The sequence below is a fragment of the Serratia sp. TSO36 genome (assembly GCF_057808395.1).
This window is the reverse complement of record NZ_JBJZOU010000014.1, coordinates 231200-248144: the sequence shown is the minus strand read 5'-3', so window position 1 is coordinate 248144 and position 16945 is coordinate 231200. Positions and strand designations below refer to the sequence as shown.

The following is a 16945-nucleotide window of genomic DNA, read 5'->3' as shown; positions in this document are numbered from 1 at the left end:
CAAACTCGACGGCGGCAAGCTTGAACTCTGGCGTGTAGCGTCGCCGACGTCCGGGTTGCAGACCCGACTCGCCATGGTGTCGATAGGCGGCAATCCAGCGCCGCAACTGGACATGAGCGACGGAGAATTTTCTTGCGGTTTGCCGCTGGCTGCCAAGCCCGGCAAGGTAATGCCGGACGGCACTGAGTTTGTCTTGCAGCGAAAACTTCATAGAACTGCACCTCCAAATGTCAGATGTGTCCAATATTTGGGGTGCAGTTCACCGGGGCCGCGCCAGGAGAGATTACAGGTAGCGGGTTTCCAAATGCTGACGGAAGTAGCGTGGGTTGAGCGCTTCACCGGTCGCGTTGGCGATCAGCGTCTCGGTCGGGAAACGGCTGCCGTGGCGCCAAATGTTGTGCTGCAACCAGTGGAACAGCGGCTGCAGGTTGCCGGCGGCGATATCTTCGCTCAGCGAAGGCAACGCCTGACGCACGCTGTGGAACAGCTGCGCGGCGTACATCGCGCCGAGGGTGTATGTCGGGAAGTAGCCGAAAGCGCCGTCGGTCCAGTGAATATCCTGCATGCAGCCGTTGCGGTAGTTGCCGATGGTGTCGAGGCCGAGGTAAGCCTGCATCTTCTCATTCCACAGCGCCGGAATGTCTTCCACCTCGATATCGCCTTCGATCAGCGCTTTTTCAATTTCGTAGCGCAGGATGACGTGGGCAGGATAGCTCACCTCGTCGGCGTCGACGCGGATCAGGCCCGGTTTAACGCGCTGGTTGAGGCGAATGAAGTTGGCTTCTTCCAGCGCCGGCTGTTCACCAAACTGCGCGGTGACCAGCGGGCGCAAGATTTTCAGGAATTCATTGCCGCGCGCCAGCTGCATTTCGAACAGCAGGCTTTGCGATTCGTGGATAGCGGTGGAACGGGCCAGGGCGACCGGCTGGCCGAGCAGATCGCGCGGCAGGTTCTGCTCGTAGCGGGCGTGGCCGGTTTCGTGCACGATGCCGAGCAGCGCGGTCAAAAACTCTTTCTCGTTGTAACGCGTGGTGATGCGCACATCTTCCGGCACGCCGCCGCAGAACGGATGGGCGCTGACGTCGACGCGGCCGTTGTCGAAGTTGAAACCGAGCAGCTTCATCACGCTGAGGCTCAGCTGGCGCTGGGTGTCCACATTGAACGGCCCCTGAGGCGTCTGGCAAGCTTCATTGGCCTGTTTGGCCACCACGCGCTGCAGCAGATCCGGCAGCCAGGTTTTCAGATCGCCGAAGATGCGGTCGAGATCGCTGCTGCGCATGCCTGGTTCATACAGGTTGAGCAGGGCGTCGTAACGGCTGGTGCCGGCCGCCTGCGCGCGGATCTGCGCTTCTTCCCGGCTGAGCTTGACCACCTCGCGCAGGTTCTCGGCGAAGCCGTCCCAGTCGTTGGCCGGGCGCTGGGCGCGCCAGGCGTGTTCGCAGCGCGCGCCGGCGAGCGACTTGGCTTCGACCAGCGCGGCCGGCAGCAGCACGGCGTCTTCATATTGGCGGCGCATTTCGCGCAGGTTGGCGCGATCGAGTTCGTCCAGCGTCTCTTGCTGCGCGCGATCCAACAGCGCGCCGGTGCTTTGTGCCGTTAAAATCTGGTGCTGCAGCACGCTCAGCTCGGCCAGCGCTTCGGAGCGCGCCTTGCTGCCGCCCGGCGGCATCATGGTTTGCATGTCCCAACCGGCGATGGCGGACAGGTGGCCGAAACGCGACAGCCGGCTGAACAGGGCACGCAGGTGATCGTAAGCAGACGTGTTGGAATGTGCAGATGTCATTATTATTCGGCTCCAATGAGAAGGTCTGGCGGCATTACGCCAGATCGGCTTTTAAACTGAATGTCGGCTTCACCGGCCAGCAGAAACGGAAGCTGGCGCCGCCGAGCGAACTGCCTTCGACGAACACCTGTCCCTGGTGGGCGACGGCGATGGAATGGACGATGGCCAGCCCCAGCCCGCAGCCGCCGGTAGCGCGATCGCGGCTGGGATCGAGACGGACGAAAGGTTCAAACACCCGTTCGCGCTCTTCCGGCGGGATACCCGGCCCGTCATCCTCGACCTGCAAGCAGGCGAGGTCGCCGTCAAACCACAGGCCAACGCGCAGCCGCTGTTCGGAATAGCGCAGCGCGTTGTTGACCAGGTTGTCGAGCACGCGCTCCATCAGGCGCAGATCGACGCCGCCGAAGTCGCCGACGTGCGGGATATCGAGCTGGATGTCGCGATCCTGATGGATCAGGCGGATATCATCGACCTTGTCCTCGAGCCACTTTGGCAGATCGATGGGTTCAATGTTTAACGCAACCTGCGGACGGTCCAGACGGGCATAGGTCAGCAGCTCGTCGATCAGCGACTCCAACTGGCCGATATCGCGGTTCAGCGCCTGCTGCTCGCTGTCGGACAGGTTATCGCTCATTTCAAGCCGGTAACGCAGGCGAACCAGCGGCGTGCGCAGCTCGTGCGCGATGCCGTCGATCAGCTGTTTCTTGCTGGCGATCAGGGTGTTGACGTTGTCGGCCATCTGGTTGAACGCCACGCCGAGCCGGCTCAGGCTGGAGGTGGGATCGAAGTGGGTGCGTTCATCCAGATGCCCGGCGCCGAGCCGCTGGGCGGCGTTTTCCAGCTTGAGCAGGTCTTGCCAGTGCGGCCGCATCCACAGAAACACCGGCAGCGCCAGCGACATGCCGATAAACACCAGCAACACCAGATCCAGCAGGCGCATCTGATGCAGGTAGAACAGATAAGGAATGGGGCCGACCACCAACACATAGTGGCTGCGCGGAATGCGCTGCATAAAGGTGTACTGATCGTCGAGGGCGATGATTTCCCCCAGCCGCAGCCGCTTTTTCAGATCCTCGCTCAGCTCCTGTTTGCCGAGCGGTTCGATATGCAGCTTGAACGACAGGTTGAGATCCAGCGTGGCGATGGTCTTGTTCCAGTCCTTCAGCGGGATTTCGCGCAGCTCGCTGCGCATCAGGTACAGCGAACTTTTCATCAGATCGTCCATCGACTGGCGGCCGGCGCGCTCGGCGGTCACCTTGTACACCAGGCCGACCAGCATCGCCATCACCAGAAAACAGACGAACAGCAACAGGAAGAACTGGACGAAAAGTTTTCTCATTGTTGCACCGATGCCCAGGCGTTAGGGGCGAACAGATAACCTTTATTGCGCACGGTCTTGATACGGAACGGCTCCAGCGCGTTGTCGTACAGCTTGCGGCGCAGGCGGGAGATCGCCACATCGATGCTGCGGTCCATACCGTCATAGCTCACGCCGCGCAGGTTTTGCAGCAGCGCCTCGCGATCCATGATCTGCCCGGCGTGGGTCGCCAGCTCCCACAGCAGATCGAAATCCGAGGTGGACAGCGTGACAGTTTCTTCGCCCAGCGTGACCTGCCGGTTGACCGGATCGATGCACAATAGCCCGAAATGCAGCGCGTTGTGCTGGGTGAGCGGCTGAACCGACTCTTCTTTCGGCTGTTGGCCGTGTTGGCGCAGGTGCAAACGCAGGCGTGCCAGCAACACCGCCGGCGGCGTGGTTTTCAGGATATAGTCGTTGGCGCCCATCTCCAGCGACAGGATATGGTTCATGTCGCTGTCGAGCGAGGTGAGCAGCACGATCGGGCCGGGGAAGGTGGGGCGCAGATCGCGGCACAGCGTCATGCCGTCTTTGCCGGGCAGCATGATGTCCAGCAGCACCAAATCGGGTTGCTCGTGCGCGATGCGCGCCTGCGCGCTGTCGCCGCGCGGCTCGATCAGCACCTCGATGTCGTGTTTGCCCAGATAGGCGGCGATCAGTTTGCCGACTTCGGGATCGTCTTCCACAAAAACAATTTTATGCATATGCCCGTGTTTTAATAAGAAAAGCGGATTTCAGCATAGCGCGGCCCGCGGCGATGCGCCATGCGGATCTTGGCCTCAGCGCAGCGGCCGGCCGCCGTCGACGCCGTGGGTGCGGCCGGTGACGTAGCGGCTCTCCATCAGGTAGTTCACCAGGTTGACCACTTCGCTCTCGCCCGGCGCGACCTTCATCAGCGATTTCGCCAGCGCCTGCTGGCGATAAGCCTCGTCGTCGCCAGGATTGAAGATGATCAGCGCCGGCGCAATGGCGTTGACCTTGACCTCCGGCGCCAGCTTGCGGGCGAACGAACGGGTCATATTGTCCAGCGCGGCCTTGCTGGCGGCGTAGGCGATATGTTTGTCGCTGCCTTTTTCCACCACGTAGTCGGTCAGATGGATAATGTCCGCGCCGGCCTGGCCCTGGCCGGTCAGGCAGGTTTCAAGCAGTTGGTTGAGCAAATAGGGCGTATAGACGTGAATTTGCAGCATCGCCGCCATCACCTGTTCCGGCGGCACCTGCGGCGACTCTGCCTGCCAGGCGCTGGCGTTGTGGATCACCGCGCGCAATTTGGGCGCCACCTGCCGCACCTGGTCGGCGAAACGGTAAATGCCTTCGTGCGTGGAAAAGTCGCCCTGAATGCAGCAGGCGCCCAAGGCTTTCAACTCGGCCATCGCCGGATATTCGCTGCGATAGGCGATGATGACGGGAACGCCGCGCTGGAGAAACGCTCTGGCGAGCGCCAGCCCGATGCGCCGCGCGCCGCCGGTAATCAGCACCGGGGCAGAGTTGGGGTGTTCCATTGATTAAAGCTCCTGGACAGACTGGCAAACAATAGGGGAATTATGCCATCATACGGCGGAAAGTCGTTAAAGCTTCGCATGATTATCCATTTCTGGATGTAAGATCCCCAATGCATTTCAGGTTGTCGCCCGGCGGCGGCTTGAAAGACCACGGGTTAACACTGGCCATGAGAGGAATGAGGGGATGAACAGCAATCACCTTGCATCCATCGCGCGCAGTGAGAAAATCTGTTTCGACTATATGGATTTTCTGTCCGCATCGTGCAGGAAGCACTGGCGCTTTGTTGATGCTATTTATGGTGTGATGCCGATCTTCGGCATGGTGTTGAAATCGCGCGTGACCACGTCACAAACGCGCAAAGAGCAGTTGAAAGAGCTGGCGCTGCAGGTGGTGTCAACCCAGGTCAGCGATGAAACCAATATCGTGCGCCTGATTGACCTGGCGCAGCAGCAGGGCCTGACGGTATTTGATATTCAGCTGCCCTATGCGCTGGAGGCGCAGCAGCTGGCGGCCATTCAGAAAGAGTGCGCGGAAGGCATCGCGATCGCTCTGGTGGGTGAGCGCATGACCGTCACCATTCCCCCTAAAAGCTGACCGGGAATCAACCCGGCCACTCGTTGATGGTTAGGCAATTGACTTGCCGCGATAGCCTAACCATGAACGAGATATTCCGCGCCGCGTAGCGCTCGGCCTCTAAAGCCGGGTCCCGGCATTGGGGCCGGAGCGCAGGGTATAAATACCGTCTATATGGATCAGCACCGCGTATTTCGGCGGCTTTATTCCATTTTTTTCTGCAAACGCCAGCGCATCGTCAAACGGCTTGCCCGCCAGGAACAGTTCCGGGGTGCCGACGAAGCGGTAACCGTCCAGCGCCTCGCGATCGATAACCACGACGGCCATTTTCGATCCTTCCCTGATATTTTGCAGCGTCTGGCCACCGGTATTTTCGTTGTAAATCAGCGTACGGTCATCATACAGGCGCAAAGAGCGCTTGGGGCCGATATCGGGCACGCCGCTCGGGCTGCTGGTCGCCTGCACAGGCAGCTGTTTGGCCAGCATCTTCTTCATCTCATCATTCAATTCATTCATTGGCAGATTACCCCTCAGGTCGTGGTGGCGTTGTTAATGCACGGTGGCGGAATGGTTCGCCGCGGGCGCGCAGACGCTGGTTTCCGGCAGCCGGTGCTCGCGCAGCGCCTGCAGCGTTTCAATTCGGAACCGCAGCAGGTGCCGTTCGGCGATCTGCTGCATCTGTTCGCACAGCGAGGTGTCGTCCATCAGTTGCTCGATGGCGAGCCGGGCCTGATGCACGTGGGGTTCTACGCCGCGAAGCGGCTTTTGCCGCAGGCGCAGATGGGTGATGTTGTTGAACGTGACGATCAGCGCGGCCAGGGCGGATTCGAAAAGATGCAGTGCGTCAAACCGTTCGGTATATTCCGCGTTTTGCCAGGGCCGCTCGGCGACGAGCGCCTGAGCGGCCTCCAGCGCCTGCTGGTAGTGCGCCATCGCCAGGCGATCGCGCCGCTGATTGAATGCCGTGTTGCCCTCGGCGATCAGCGCTTCCCAGGCGGCAAACAAGGGTAATGCGTGCAGCAGTTTTTCAGCCATGAAATGCCTTCCATTTTCAGCCGGTCTAAACCCGCCTCCTGACGCCTCTCGGCAGGGGGCACTCGCGTCTTGCCGTTAATGTTCAAATGATAATGATAATTAATTGCATTTAAGATCGCAAGAGGAGCAACTGACGGATCAACAACGGGTAGCGGGGTAACGAGGAAAGAAGGGGGGAAACGAAATGCGGCTGACGGGCAGCCGCATCGACAGGCGATTTTAGTGCAGCATAAGCCAACCGGCAGGCAGCGTGGCCGCCAGCAGCAAGAAGATGCTGCTCTTCTCCAGCCGGTTGAGCAGATTGATGTCCCGGTGGCCGCGGCGGGCATACATGAACACCAACAGCCCAGGCGCATACAGCAGCACCGACATCAGCAGGTGCATCAGCCCGGAAGCGTACAGCAGCCACAGGCCATAGACGCAGGCGCCGGTGGCGGCGAAGATCAGGCGTTTGTCGCGGCGGCGGTAAGCCACCTTGAACAGAAACGCGCCAACCAGGAAGTAAGGCACCAGGATCATTTCCGAAGCGATGGTCAGCAGCGAGTTATAGTTGCTGCCGGTCAGCCAGATCAGCACCAGCGCCAGCTGCACCGCGATGTTGGTCAGCCACAGCGAAGAGGACGGGGCATGATGGCGGTTCTGCTTGCCGAACACGCGCGGAAACGCGCCGTGCTGCGCGGCCAGCAGCGGCACTTCCGCCGCCATGATGGTCCAGCTCAGGTAGGCGCCGCACACGGAAATGATCAGGCCGGCGGCGATGAGCACGTCACCCCACGGGCCGATGAGTTCCACCATCAGCACCGCCATCGACGGATTGCGCATTTCGGCCAGTTCGCTGCGCGGCACCACGCCCAGCGACAGCAGCGTCACCATCAGATACACCGCCAGCGCCGACAGCACCGCCAGCATAGTGGCGCGGCCCACGTCTTTCTTATTGCGGGCGCGGGCGGAAACCACCACCGCGCCTTCCACGCCGATAAACACCCACAGGGTGATCAACATGGTGTCCTTGACCTGTTCCCACACCGGCTTGCCGAGGGCGATGCCTTTGAAATCCAGCGTGAACACGTCCATTTTAAAGGCGATCGCCGCCAGAACGGCGAACATTCCCAGCGGCAACAGCTTGGCGAGGGTGGCCGCCAGATTGATGCTGGCGGCGGTTTGCACGCCGCGCAGCACCAGCGCGTGCACGATCCACAGCAGGGCGGATTCGGCGATCAGCGCTTGCCAGGTATTGCCGTCACCGAGAATCACGCTGCCGCCGCGATCGGTGAAGATACTCAGCGCCGCGAACACGATCACCAGATACGAGACGTTGGCGATCACGGCGCACAGCCAGTAACCCCAGGCGGAGCAGAAGCCCACCAGCTCGCCGAACCCTTCCTTGGCGTAGGTGAAAATGCCGCCGTCCAGATCCGGACGCAAACGCGTAAGCAACAGCATGGCGAAGGCCAAAAACAGAATGCCGACGCCGGTGATCCCCCAACCCAGCAGCAGCGCGGCGGGGCTGGCGACCTGCGCCATGTTTTGCGGCAGACTGAACACGCCGGCACCCAGCATTGAGCTGAGCACCAAAGCGGTTAGCGCGGTAAGACCGAGTTTTTTTTCCAATGACGGATCCTGAACGCAGAATAAACAACTGGAAGGGAACTGCTTGGTGGCAACAATGTATTAACTACCACTGCGCGAATAGACAATAGCCCTAAAAATTGGCGCAAATTTTACGGAGGGATGATTAGAGATGCAATGATTGAATATGCGGAATTTACAAAAAACTATTCAACGTGCGATGAAAAAAGCGGCAATAAAAACGGGCAGCTCAAGGGCTGCCCGATGGTAAACCGAAAAGCGGGTTTTATTTGAACAGATCGGCGCTGACGGTCAGGTTGCCGCCGCTCTTGTTCTGCCACTGGCGGGTGACGTGGTAGTACTTGGCGCCTTTCTCGGCCGCGCGTTTCGCCACTTCGGTGGAGACATCGGTCATGCTGTTGAAGTGGCCGGTGAAGGTGACGGAATCGAACGGCACCATCTGCGCGGCGGTCACGTTGTTCACTTCCTGGATCTTGGTGCCGTTAGGCAGCGTGACGGTATAGCGTTGGCCGGTAGAAGACTGGGTTTCAAAGAAACGACCCACTTCGCGGCTTGGCGAACCGGAAGACGCGACGCCAGGAATTTCGACTTTCGCGGCAGCGGCGCCGCCGGCGGCCAGTGCGGCGCGGCCGGCGTCAGAATCGGCCGGAATGGCGTCCGGGCTCTGCACGCGGCGTTTTGGCGCATCGGCCTTATAGATGTAGGCGGTAACGAACTGGTTGCCGCCGGAGTTGGCGTCAACCTGGCGCACGATGAAGAACGAGGCGGCGCCTTTTTTCTTCGCTTCTTTGGAGATAGCGTCATTGATGTCCGGCTGGCTGCGGTAGAAACCGCTGACGCTCACGGTATCGTAAGGCTCCAGCAGATAGGCTTCCTCTTTAGGCAGTTCGTTCACGCCGTTAAATACGCGGTATTTTGGTGTTTTGCTCACTTCTGGCGCATCTTTATGATAAAGGTCTGCGGTGACGCGCCAGTTGCCGCCGTTGTTGCTGTTGTTGCTGTCCTGGATATAGAAGGAATCGGCACCCAGTTTGTCTGCACGGCGGGATACGGCGTCGACGGCTTCATTGATGGCATTGAAGCGGCCGGTAATCGTGATGCGATCAAACGGCTTCAGCGCCGCTGCTTTCTCAGGAGTTAACTCTTGCGCCGCATGAGCAGACAGCGCGGTGAGTGATAACAAGGCTGACGCGATGATCGTGGTCTTCAGCTTCATAAAAAATCCTTTCGCCTAGCGCATTAACGTTTATAACGTACTGAACTGTTTAAGTGTAATTCAGCCGTCGATTATTACATGTAATTCTGAAAACTGTCTCAGCATTTTATGTTATCCCGTGCGACAAATCGCCGACGGTGACGCCGGGCGCACGGATGGCGCCATAGCCATAAGTTTCCATAATAACGGCTTTGGTGTCATTAATGTTAATTATTCACAAAATGATAACTTTTATGCTTTTACACCGCGCATGGCCATAAATCGTTACGCCGGGCGTAAATCTCTTTTCACGCAGAATGCGCTGTTCTGTATGGATTTTTTCACAGTAAATTGCGATTTGTCATATCACGCGCGGCGTTTTTATGTAAAAACAGAGCTGAATGCGTAAGCAATTATGGATCATCGACCTTATTTTCAGTAGGTTATAGTTGGCGTCTGAAATCAGTGCGGGCAAGTTAATGCCACGCCCGCCGGTGACGCCGTGCTATGGGCAGGAAAATAATAAACATCATCCAAGACAGGTGAGAAGGGAACATTATGCGTATTGGTGTACCAAGAGAGCGGTTGGCCAATGAAGCCCGGGTCGCAGCCACGCCAAAAACGGTGGAACAACTGCTGAAGCTGGGTTTTACCGTCGCGATTGAACGCGGGGCGGGCAAACTGGCCAGTTTTGAGGACGTCGCCTACGAGGCCGCCGGCGCGGCGCTGGTCGACGAAAGCGAAGTGTGGCAGTCGGATCTGATTCTGAAAGTCAACGCGCCGCAAGACGACGAGATCGCCTTGATGCGCGAAGGCAGCACGCTGGTCAGCTTTATCTGGCCGGCGCAAAACCCCGAATTGATGGCCAAGCTGGCGGCGCGCAACGTCACCGCGCTGGCGATGGACTCGGTGCCGCGCATCTCGCGCGCCCAGTCGATGGACGCGCTGAGCTCGATGGCCAACATCGCCGGCTACCGCGCGATCGTCGAAGCGGCGCATGAGTTCGGCCGTTTCTTCACCGGCCAGATCACCGCCGCGGGCAAAGTGCCGCCGGCCAAGGTGATGATCATCGGCGCCGGCGTGGCCGGCCTGGCGGCGATCGGCGCCGCGGGCAGCCTCGGCGCCATCGTACGCGCCTTCGATACCCGCCCGGAAGTGAAAGAGCAGGTGCAGAGCATGGGCGCGGAATTCCTCGAGCTGGATTTTGAAGAGGAAGCGGGCAGCGGCGACGGTTACGCCAAAGTAATGTCCGAAGCCTTTATCAAGGCCGAGATGGCGCTGTTCGCCGCGCAGGCGGCGGAGGTGGATATCATCGTCACCACCGCGCTGATCCCGGGTAAACCGGCGCCGAAACTGATCACCAAAGAGATGGTGGCGTCGATGAAGCCGGGCAGCGTGATCGTCGATCTGGCGGCGCAAACCGGCGGCAACTGCGAGCTGACCGTGGCCGACACCATTACCGTGACCGACAACGGCGTGAAAATCATCGGCTATACCGATCTGCCGAGCCGCTTGCCGACCCAATCTTCGCAGCTGTACGGCACCAACCTGGTCAACCTGCTGAAGCTGCTGTCGAAAGAGAAAAACGGCGAGATCGACATCGATTTCGACGATACGGTGATCCGCGGCGTTACCGTGGTGCGCAGCGGTGAAATCACCTGGCCGGCGCCGCCGATCCAGGTCTCCGCCCAGCCGAAAGCGGCGCCCGCCGCCGCACCGGCCGCCAAACCCGAAGCCAAACCGACCTCGCCGTGGCTGAAGTATGGCCTGATGGCTCTGGCGATCCTGCTGTTCGGCTGGCTGGCGGACGCGGCGCCGAAAGAGTTCCTGTCGCACTTTACCGTGTTCGCGCTAGCCTGCGTGGTCGGTTACTACGTGGTCTGGAACGTCAGCCATGCGCTGCATACCCCGTTGATGTCGGTTACCAACGCGATCTCAGGGATTATCGTGGTCGGCGCGCTGTTGCAGATCGGTCACGGCGGCTGGGTGAGTTTCCTCTCCTTTATCGCCGTGCTGATCGCCAGCATCAATATTTTCGGCGGGTTCACCGTCACTCAGCGCATGCTGAAGATGTTCCGCAAGAACTAAGGGGTAGCAAATGTCTGGAGGATTGGTTACAGCTGCATACATTGTTGCCGCTATTTTGTTTATTTTCAGCCTGGCGGGCCTGTCGCGCCATGAAACGTCGAAGCAGGGCAACCTGTTCGGCGTCGCAGGTATGGCGATCGCGCTGATCGCCACCATTCTGGGGCCGGATTCCGGCAACGTCGGCTGGATCATCATCGCCATGATCATCGGCGGCTCGATCGGCGTCTATCTGGCCAGGAAGGTCGAGATGACCGAAATGCCGGAACTGGTGGCGGTGCTGCACAGCTTCGTTGGCCTGGCGGCGGTGCTGGTCGGCTTCAACAGCTACCTGGATCACGGCGCGCCGATGGAGCCGGTGATGGCGAACATCCATCTGACCGAAGTGTTCCTCGGCATCTTTATCGGCGCGGTCACCTTCACCGGTTCGATCGTCGCCTTCGGCAAGCTGCGCGGCATCATTTCTTCCAAGCCGCTGATGCTGCCGAACCGGCACAAGCTGAATCTGGCGGCGCTGGTGATCTCGTTCCTGCTGCTGGTGGCGTTCGTGCGTACCGACAGCGTGGGCTGGCAGGTGGTGACGCTGCTGCTAATGACGGCGATCGCGCTGGCGTTCGGCTGGCATCTGGTGGCCTCGATCGGCGGCGCCGACATGCCGGTGGTGGTATCGATGCTCAACTCCTACTCGGGGTGGGCGGCGGCCGCGGCGGGCTTCATGCTGAGCAACGATCTGCTGATTGTCACCGGCGCGCTGGTGGGTTCTTCGGGTGCGATCCTGTCTTACATTATGTGTAAGGCGATGAACCGCTCGTTTATCAGCGTGATCGCCGGCGGCTTCGGCAGTGACGGTTCGTCTACCGGCGACGCCGAAGAGATGGGCGAATACCGTGAAACCACGGCGGAAGAGGTGGCCGAGCAGCTGAAGAACTCCACCTCGGTGATCATCACGCCGGGTTACGGCATGGCGGTGGCGCAGGCGCAATATCCGGTGGCGGAAATCACCGAGAAACTGCGGGCGCGCGGCGTGAAGGTGCGCTTCGGCATTCACCCGGTCGCGGGGCGTTTGCCGGGCCACATGAACGTGCTGCTGGCGGAGGCGAAGGTGCCGTACGACGTGGTGCTGGAGATGGATGAAATCAACGAAGATTTCCCGGATACCGACACCGTGCTGGTGATTGGCGCCAACGACACGGTGAACCCAGCGGCGCTGGAGGATCCGCGCAGCCCGATCGCCGGCATGCCGGTATTGGAAGTGTGGAAAGCGCAGAACGTGATCGCGTTCAAACGCTCGATGAACACCGGCTACGCCGGCGTGCAGAACCCGCTGTTCTTCAAGGAGAACACCCAGATGCTGTTCGGCGACGCCAAAGACAGCGTGGAAGCGATTCTGCGGGCATTGCAGAAGTAGTTGAGCAACCAAAAAAATGGGCCGCTTATTAGCGGCCCGTTTTTTTATGCGTGAAGGCTAATCTTCGTCGTCGTGCTCATCATCTTCATCCGCCTCGATCGGGCAGTTGAAGTTCTCCGGCTTAATCACCAGCAGATCGCATTTCAGATGGTCGATCACATGTTCCGCGGTGTTGCCGATAAAGGCCGCCGAAATGCCGGTGCGGCCCAGGGTGCCCAGAACCACCACGCCGGCCTGCAGGTGTTCGGCCAGGTCGGGGATCACCTCTTCCGGCAGGCCTTTTTCCACGTGGGTGAACTCTTCCTTAATGCAGAATTTCTGCCGTAGCGCCTTCATGGCGATCAGATGCTGGCCGCGGATGGCGTCATTGTAGACGCTCGGATCGAAATCGGGCAGCTCGATGGCGATGTTGATCGGGGTAACGGGATAGGCGCCGACCAGGTGAACCTCGGTCTGGTTGACGTTCTGCGCCAGTTCGACGGTTTCTTGCACCAGTTTGATATTGAGCGGGTCGTGATAGGGTTCTTCGCTGGCCAGGTTGACCGCCACCAGCGCTTTGCCGCCTTCTGGCCAGGGTTGGTCTTTTACCATCCACACCGGGCAAGGGCATTTGCGCAGCAGGTGCCAGTCGGTGGGGGTGAAGATCACCGACTCCAGCCGGTCGTGCTGGTGCGCCATTTTCAGCAGCAGATCATGCTGGCCGGAAAGCACTTCCTGAATGATGGCTTCGAAGGGGCGGTTATGCCAGACCACTTTGATTTCGATCGGCACGCCGTCGTTGAGGTAAAAGCGGCACTGCTCGTTGATCCAGGCGGCGCGTTGGCTGATCACACCTTGCCGCATCGCCGTTCTTTCGTCCGGGGAGAGCAGGGTCGTCATTTCGTAAGAGAAGTCATAAATGGGCAGGAAGGCTTTGATGCGCCCGCCGTTCCGTTTCACCAGGTACACGGCGCGGCGCAATGCCGGCTGGTCGTCCTGATTGGGGTCAATAGCCACCAGAAGATTCTGATACTTCGCCATAGGGCCTCCTTACAGCTGAAATCAACAGTCTGTTAATTTACAGAGTAACCCAACATTGAAAAACAGAACAACAACAGAAGCGGCGCCGGATCAACAATTTCAGTGAAATGTTGATCCGGCAGGAGAATCAAGCGTTAACGGACACGTTGATGCGCGGCGTACCGGCCAGCACCGACAGGGCGTCGGCGTTTTCGATGGTGATGTATTTGCCTTTCACGCTGAGGATTTCGCTTTTCTGGAAGCGGCCCAGCAGGCGGCTGATGGTTTCCACCGTCAGGCCGAGGTAGTTGCCGATGTCGCCGCGGGTCATGGTCAAACGGAACTCACGCGGTGAGAAGCCGCGCTCCGCGAAGCGGCGCGACAGGTTGTAAACGAACGCCGCCAGGCGCTCTTCGGCGTTTTTCTTCGACAGTAGCAGGATCATGTCCTGGTCGCCTTTGATCTCGCCGCTCATCAGCCGCATGATCTGCTGACGCAGGTTAGGCATTTTGCCGGACAGATCGTCGAGGGTTTCGAACGGGATCTCACACACCATCGAGGTTTCCAGCGCCTGGGCAAAGCTCGGGTGCTTCAGGCCGCCGATGGCGTCGAAGCCCACCAGATCGCCCGCGAGGTGGAAGCCGGTGATCTGCTCGTCGCCTTGCTCGGTGATGGTATAGCTTTTGATGGTCCCGGAACGGATCGCGTACAGCGACTTCAGCTCGTCGCCGGCCTTGAACAGGGTCTGGCCTTTCTGGATGGGCTTTTTCCTCTCGATAATGTTGTCGAGCTGATCCAGCTCGTGGGCATTAAGGGTGAAAGGAATGCACAGCTGGCTGATGCTGCAGTCCTGGCAATGGATCGCACAACCACCAGACTGGATACGACGAATCACGCGTTTTTCCGGGATCATAGATTACGCTCATTCAATAATTGATATGAGTCAATTTTAACATCTTTTGCAGCAGCTGATAAGGGTGGCATTAGCATGAATAGGGGTATTGTGTGCGAATTTTGCGCACACATGCCGCCGATTATTCTGTATGGGACTGAAGTTATGAGTATTATTTGTGACTTATGCGTTTTATTCACACAAGTTATTGATAGTGCCAAAGCGGGCACGTGTGCGGCGTAGAGCAACGTGCTTTATTAAGCATCGCCAAACAATGGCGCTGGATGAGCTCATCGCCGCGGCTACAGCAAACTTTTCGGCAGGTAGCCTTCATGCTGCAACAGCCACTGCTTGCGCTGTACGCCGCCGGCATAGCCGGTCAGCGCGCCCTGCGAACCGATCACCCGGTGGCAGGGCACCACGATGCTGATCGGATTCGAACCGTTGGCCATGCCGACCGCGCGCGAGGCGGTCGGACGGCCGATGCGTTGCGCCAGCTGGCCGTAGGTCAGGATCTCGCCGCACGGGATTTGGCGCAGCTGTTGCCACACGGTGCGTTGGAACTCGGTGCCGGCGGTCATCACCGGCAGCCGATCGATAATGTTGAGCTCACCGGCGAAATAGCGTTGCATCGCATCGGTCAGGCCGCCGGGATCGCGCTGCTCGCGCAGGGTGAAGCGATCGGCGCGGTAGTGGGTATTCAGCAGCTTCATCAGGCGCGCTTCGTGATCGGTCCAGTCAATCGCCCGCAGGCGCCCCTGTTCATCGGCAATCAGCACCAGTTCTCCCACCGGCGTGGCGGTACGATCAATCAAAAAAGTCTGCATCTGGATCACTCCTCGGTTTGGTATGGCGATTATCGCACGAAAGCGGGGGAAGCGATGGCGGATTTCGGACATGCTGATGGGCAACCGCAGGGTTGCCCGAATAGCCGGCTCAGGGTAAGCCGGGGAGTCATTGTCCGATGAATTTATAAAATAAATTTATAAGTAATCAAGGCAAGTTGTGTTCTGTTTATTATTTCACCAGGCATTAACGCGTTGGCGTTACTTATAGCTGATGGTCACGCGCTTTAAATGGGGATCGTTATTCACTATTTCGCTGCTGACGGCAGAGACTAATTCTTTTGGCATCTCTTTTAACGAAGAGGAAATATATCCGTTCTGATATTCGGTCACTTTGCCGAAGCAGTTGGAGACAAGCTGTTCATCCTGATGTGTGATGGTGCAGGCCGGGGTGGTAATGGCGCCGGTGAAGCGCACGACGCCGGAGGCGACCTGGCTGCCGGAAAGCGGTTTTGCTTGCAGAGCGAAGGGCAGAATGACCAATGCGCTTAATACGGCTAAGTAATGGTTCATACGCTGTTCCTCTCAGAGTAAAAAACACTGACAATTAAAAACAAGCGCCCTTGTTTTCATAAAATAAGCTATTTCGCCTGACGAAATAAAAACGAATGGGCAAAAATCCTACTGCCTGCATTCAATGAATTTGATAGTAAGGAGGTAGGGTGAGTAAAACCATGATTTGGATCATAGTGAAGACCGGTTAATGGTTTCCGGCGCGGGCAGGGTAAAAGGCTGTGATCTTTCTCTCAGGAAAGCGGGAAAGGGCGGGATGTTTTCGCCCCCGTGGCGCAACCGCAGGAACCGGGGGCGAGCGGGGGATTACAGCATACCGCTGCTGCCGCAGATGCGGATCTTTTCCGCCACCACTTCTTTCATCGCCAGCTTGCCGGGGACGATGTATTTGCGCGGGTCATTGGCATCCGGGTGCTGTGAAAAGTAGCTTTTCACCGCATCGGCGAAGGCGATTTTCAATTCGGTGGCGACGTTGACCTTGCAGACGCCGAGCGAGATCGCGCGCTTGACCATCGCTTCCGGAATGCCGGAGGCGCCGTGCAGCACCAGAGGCACGTCCACCTGTTCGCGGATCAGCGCCAGGCGCTCGAAGTCCAGCTTCGGCTCGCCGTGATACAGGCCGTGGGCGGAACCGATCGCCACCGCCAGCGAATCGATGCCGGTGGCGGCGACGAACTCGCGTGCCGCCGCCGGGTCGGTATAGAAGCTGTCCGCCGTATCGACGATCAGATCGTCTTCCTGCCCGCCCAGGCGCCCTAGTTCCGCTTCCACGCTGGCGCCGTAGCGATGGCACAGGGCCACTGCGGCGGCCACTTTGGCGATGTTCTGCTCGAACGGCAAATGCGAACCGTCGATCATCACTGAGCGGATGCCGCTTTTCACCTTGTGCTCGATGTCGTCCAGCGCTTCGTGATGATCCAGATGCAGCGCCAACGGCAGATCGTAGCGGTGCGCGGCAGATTGGCAAATGCCGATCAGGTAGTCGGTACCGGCATAGCTGAAGGTGCCGGGCGTGCCGGCCATGATCACCGGCGAGCGCAGTTCGGCGGCGGTTTCCGCCACCACCTGCACGGTTTCCAGATTGTGGACGTTAAACGCCGGGACGGCGTAACCCTGACGCTGCGCCTTGAGCAGCATTTCTCGGTTGGCTATCAGATACATGGGATC

Annotated in this window: 17 protein-coding genes; 3 read left to right on the top strand and 14 right to left on the bottom strand. The window is 59.0% G+C overall.

The genetic code is table 11. The features are described 5' to 3' along the window. The 5 genes from ACK3CV_RS13455 to folM form a co-directional block, all read right to left on the bottom strand. Window positions 1–211, bottom strand: a 211-nt coding sequence (locus ACK3CV_RS13455) for a helix-turn-helix domain-containing protein (protein WP_489009812.1), incomplete at its 3' end; no start/stop codon positions are given. A gap of 72 nt (window positions 212–283) precedes the next feature. Then, window positions 284–1783 (bottom strand): carboxypeptidase M32, encoded by a 1500-nt coding sequence (locus ACK3CV_RS13450; RefSeq protein WP_164039326.1) that lies wholly within the window; start codon window positions 1781–1783, stop codon window positions 284–286. A gap of 34 nt (window positions 1784–1817) precedes the next feature. Continuing rightward, window positions 1818–3122: a two-component system sensor histidine kinase RstB gene (gene rstB / locus ACK3CV_RS13445; protein WP_033648428.1), complete on the bottom strand. Its 1305-nt coding sequence runs from the start codon at window positions 3120–3122 to the stop codon at window positions 1818–1820. Continuing rightward, window positions 3119–3844, bottom strand: a complete 726-nt coding sequence (gene rstA, locus ACK3CV_RS13440) for a two-component system response regulator RstA (RefSeq protein WP_033634655.1) — start codon at window positions 3842–3844, stop codon at window positions 3119–3121. Before rstA ends, rstB begins: the two co-directional genes overlap by 4 nt. Before the next feature lie 75 nt (window positions 3845–3919). After that, window positions 3920–4642, bottom strand: coding sequence for a dihydromonapterin reductase (folM, locus tag ACK3CV_RS13435; protein ID WP_033648427.1), 723 nt, complete (start codon window positions 4640–4642; stop codon window positions 3920–3922). Between the two features lie 184 nt (window positions 4643–4826). Here folM and ACK3CV_RS13430 point away from each other — a divergent pair, with 184 nt between their 5' ends. After that, window positions 4827–5237, top strand: a complete 411-nt coding sequence (locus ACK3CV_RS13430; RefSeq protein ID WP_025302970.1) for a hypothetical protein — start codon at window positions 4827–4829, stop codon at window positions 5235–5237. 99 nt (window positions 5238–5336) lie between these two features. Here the strand turns inward: ACK3CV_RS13430 and ACK3CV_RS13425 are convergent, their stop codons facing one another. The 4 genes from ACK3CV_RS13425 to ydgH all read right to left on the bottom strand — a co-directional run bounded on the left by ACK3CV_RS13425 (window position 5337) and on the right by ydgH (window position 9057). Further along, window positions 5337–5732: a pyridoxamine 5'-phosphate oxidase family protein gene (locus tag ACK3CV_RS13425; protein ID WP_033648425.1), complete on the bottom strand. Its 396-nt coding sequence runs from the start codon at window positions 5730–5732 to the stop codon at window positions 5337–5339. Window positions 5733–5765: 33 nt separating this feature from the next. Further along, window positions 5766–6251: a DUF2753 family protein gene (locus ACK3CV_RS13420; protein ID WP_164039323.1), complete on the bottom strand. Its 486-nt coding sequence runs from the start codon at window positions 6249–6251 to the stop codon at window positions 5766–5768. A 219-nt stretch (window positions 6252–6470) separates the two neighbouring features. Then, complete coding sequence (locus tag ACK3CV_RS13415) at window positions 6471–7862, bottom strand: amino acid permease (protein ID WP_033648423.1); 1392 nt, start codon at window positions 7860–7862, stop codon at window positions 6471–6473. Window positions 7863–8106: 244 nt separating this feature from the next. After that, the gene (gene ydgH / locus ACK3CV_RS13410; protein WP_004938291.1) at window positions 8107–9057 is read right to left on the bottom strand and encodes a DUF1471 family protein YdgH; all 951 of its coding nucleotides are present in this window, start codon (window positions 9055–9057) and stop codon (window positions 8107–8109) included. A gap of 537 nt (window positions 9058–9594) precedes the next feature. Between ydgH and pntA the strand changes: the two genes are divergently transcribed. Together pntA and pntB are read left to right on the top strand one after the other, a co-directional pair. Further along, window positions 9595–11124, top strand: a complete 1530-nt coding sequence (gene pntA / locus ACK3CV_RS13405; protein ID WP_004938288.1) for a Re/Si-specific NAD(P)(+) transhydrogenase subunit alpha — start codon at window positions 9595–9597, stop codon at window positions 11122–11124. A gap of 10 nt (window positions 11125–11134) precedes the next feature. Next, window positions 11135–12529: a Re/Si-specific NAD(P)(+) transhydrogenase subunit beta gene (gene pntB / locus ACK3CV_RS13400; RefSeq protein WP_033634648.1), complete on the top strand. Its 1395-nt coding sequence runs from the start codon at window positions 11135–11137 to the stop codon at window positions 12527–12529. A 57-nt stretch (window positions 12530–12586) separates the two neighbouring features. On the opposite strand, the gene uspE is transcribed toward pntB, so the two are convergent. The 5 genes from uspE to ACK3CV_RS13375 all read right to left on the bottom strand — a co-directional run bounded on the left by uspE (window position 12587) and on the right by ACK3CV_RS13375 (window position 16939). After that, window positions 12587–13549 (bottom strand): universal stress protein UspE, encoded by a 963-nt coding sequence (uspE, locus tag ACK3CV_RS13395; RefSeq protein WP_004938281.1) that lies wholly within the window; start codon window positions 13547–13549, stop codon window positions 12587–12589. Between the two features lie 127 nt (window positions 13550–13676). After that, the gene (fnr, locus tag ACK3CV_RS13390; protein ID WP_033634646.1) at window positions 13677–14441 is read right to left on the bottom strand and encodes a fumarate/nitrate reduction transcriptional regulator Fnr; all 765 of its coding nucleotides are present in this window, start codon (window positions 14439–14441) and stop codon (window positions 13677–13679) included. A 281-nt stretch (window positions 14442–14722) separates the two neighbouring features. Continuing rightward, on the bottom strand, window positions 14723–15247 hold the full coding sequence (ogt, locus tag ACK3CV_RS13385; protein WP_033634645.1) for a methylated-DNA--[protein]-cysteine S-methyltransferase: 525 nt from the start codon (window positions 15245–15247) through the stop codon (window positions 14723–14725). A 219-nt stretch (window positions 15248–15466) separates the two neighbouring features. Continuing rightward, window positions 15467–15778, bottom strand: coding sequence for a hypothetical protein (locus ACK3CV_RS13380; RefSeq protein ID WP_060451602.1), 312 nt, complete (start codon window positions 15776–15778; stop codon window positions 15467–15469). A gap of 306 nt (window positions 15779–16084) precedes the next feature. Next, the gene (locus ACK3CV_RS13375; RefSeq protein ID WP_033634643.1) at window positions 16085–16939 is read right to left on the bottom strand and encodes a tagatose bisphosphate family class II aldolase; all 855 of its coding nucleotides are present in this window, start codon (window positions 16937–16939) and stop codon (window positions 16085–16087) included. Between the last annotated feature and the right edge of the window lie 6 nt (window positions 16940–16945).

What these genes read in the sequence shown, in the direction of transcription:
- ACK3CV_RS13450 (WP_164039326.1), bottom strand. Translation starts at nt 1,783, where the DNA reads ATGACATCTGCACATTCCAACACGTCTGCTTACGATCACCTGCGTGCC.
- ogt (WP_033634645.1), bottom strand. Translation starts at nt 15,247, where the DNA reads ATGCAGACTTTTTTGATTGATCGTACCGCCACGCCGGTGGGAGAACTG.
- ydgH (WP_004938291.1), bottom strand. Translation starts at nt 9,057, where the DNA reads ATGAAGCTGAAGACCACGATCATCGCGTCAGCCTTGTTATCACTCACC.
- rstB (WP_033648428.1), bottom strand. Translation starts at nt 3,122, where the DNA reads ATGAGAAAACTTTTCGTCCAGTTCTTCCTGTTGCTGTTCGTCTGTTTT.
- ACK3CV_RS13420 (WP_164039323.1), bottom strand. Translation starts at nt 6,251, where the DNA reads ATGGCTGAAAAACTGCTGCACGCATTACCCTTGTTTGCCGCCTGGGAA.
- fnr (WP_033634646.1), bottom strand. Translation starts at nt 14,441, where the DNA reads ATGATCCCGGAAAAACGCGTGATTCGTCGTATCCAGTCTGGTGGTTGT.
- pntA (WP_004938288.1), top strand. Translation starts at nt 9,595, where the DNA reads ATGCGTATTGGTGTACCAAGAGAGCGGTTGGCCAATGAAGCCCGGGTC.
- ACK3CV_RS13430 (WP_025302970.1), top strand. Translation starts at nt 4,827, where the DNA reads ATGAACAGCAATCACCTTGCATCCATCGCGCGCAGTGAGAAAATCTGT.
- rstA (WP_033634655.1), bottom strand. Translation starts at nt 3,844, where the DNA reads ATGCATAAAATTGTTTTTGTGGAAGACGATCCCGAAGTCGGCAAACTG.
- folM (WP_033648427.1), bottom strand. Translation starts at nt 4,642, where the DNA reads ATGGAACACCCCAACTCTGCCCCGGTGCTGATTACCGGCGGCGCGCGG.
- ACK3CV_RS13425 (WP_033648425.1), bottom strand. Translation starts at nt 5,732, where the DNA reads ATGAATGAATTGAATGATGAGATGAAGAAGATGCTGGCCAAACAGCTG.
- pntB (WP_033634648.1), top strand. Translation starts at nt 11,135, where the DNA reads ATGTCTGGAGGATTGGTTACAGCTGCATACATTGTTGCCGCTATTTTG.
- ACK3CV_RS13375 (WP_033634643.1), bottom strand. Translation starts at nt 16,939, where the DNA reads ATGTATCTGATAGCCAACCGAGAAATGCTGCTCAAGGCGCAGCGTCAG.
- ACK3CV_RS13380 (WP_060451602.1), bottom strand. Translation starts at nt 15,778, where the DNA reads ATGAACCATTACTTAGCCGTATTAAGCGCATTGGTCATTCTGCCCTTC.
- uspE (WP_004938281.1), bottom strand. Translation starts at nt 13,549, where the DNA reads ATGGCGAAGTATCAGAATCTTCTGGTGGCTATTGACCCCAATCAGGAC.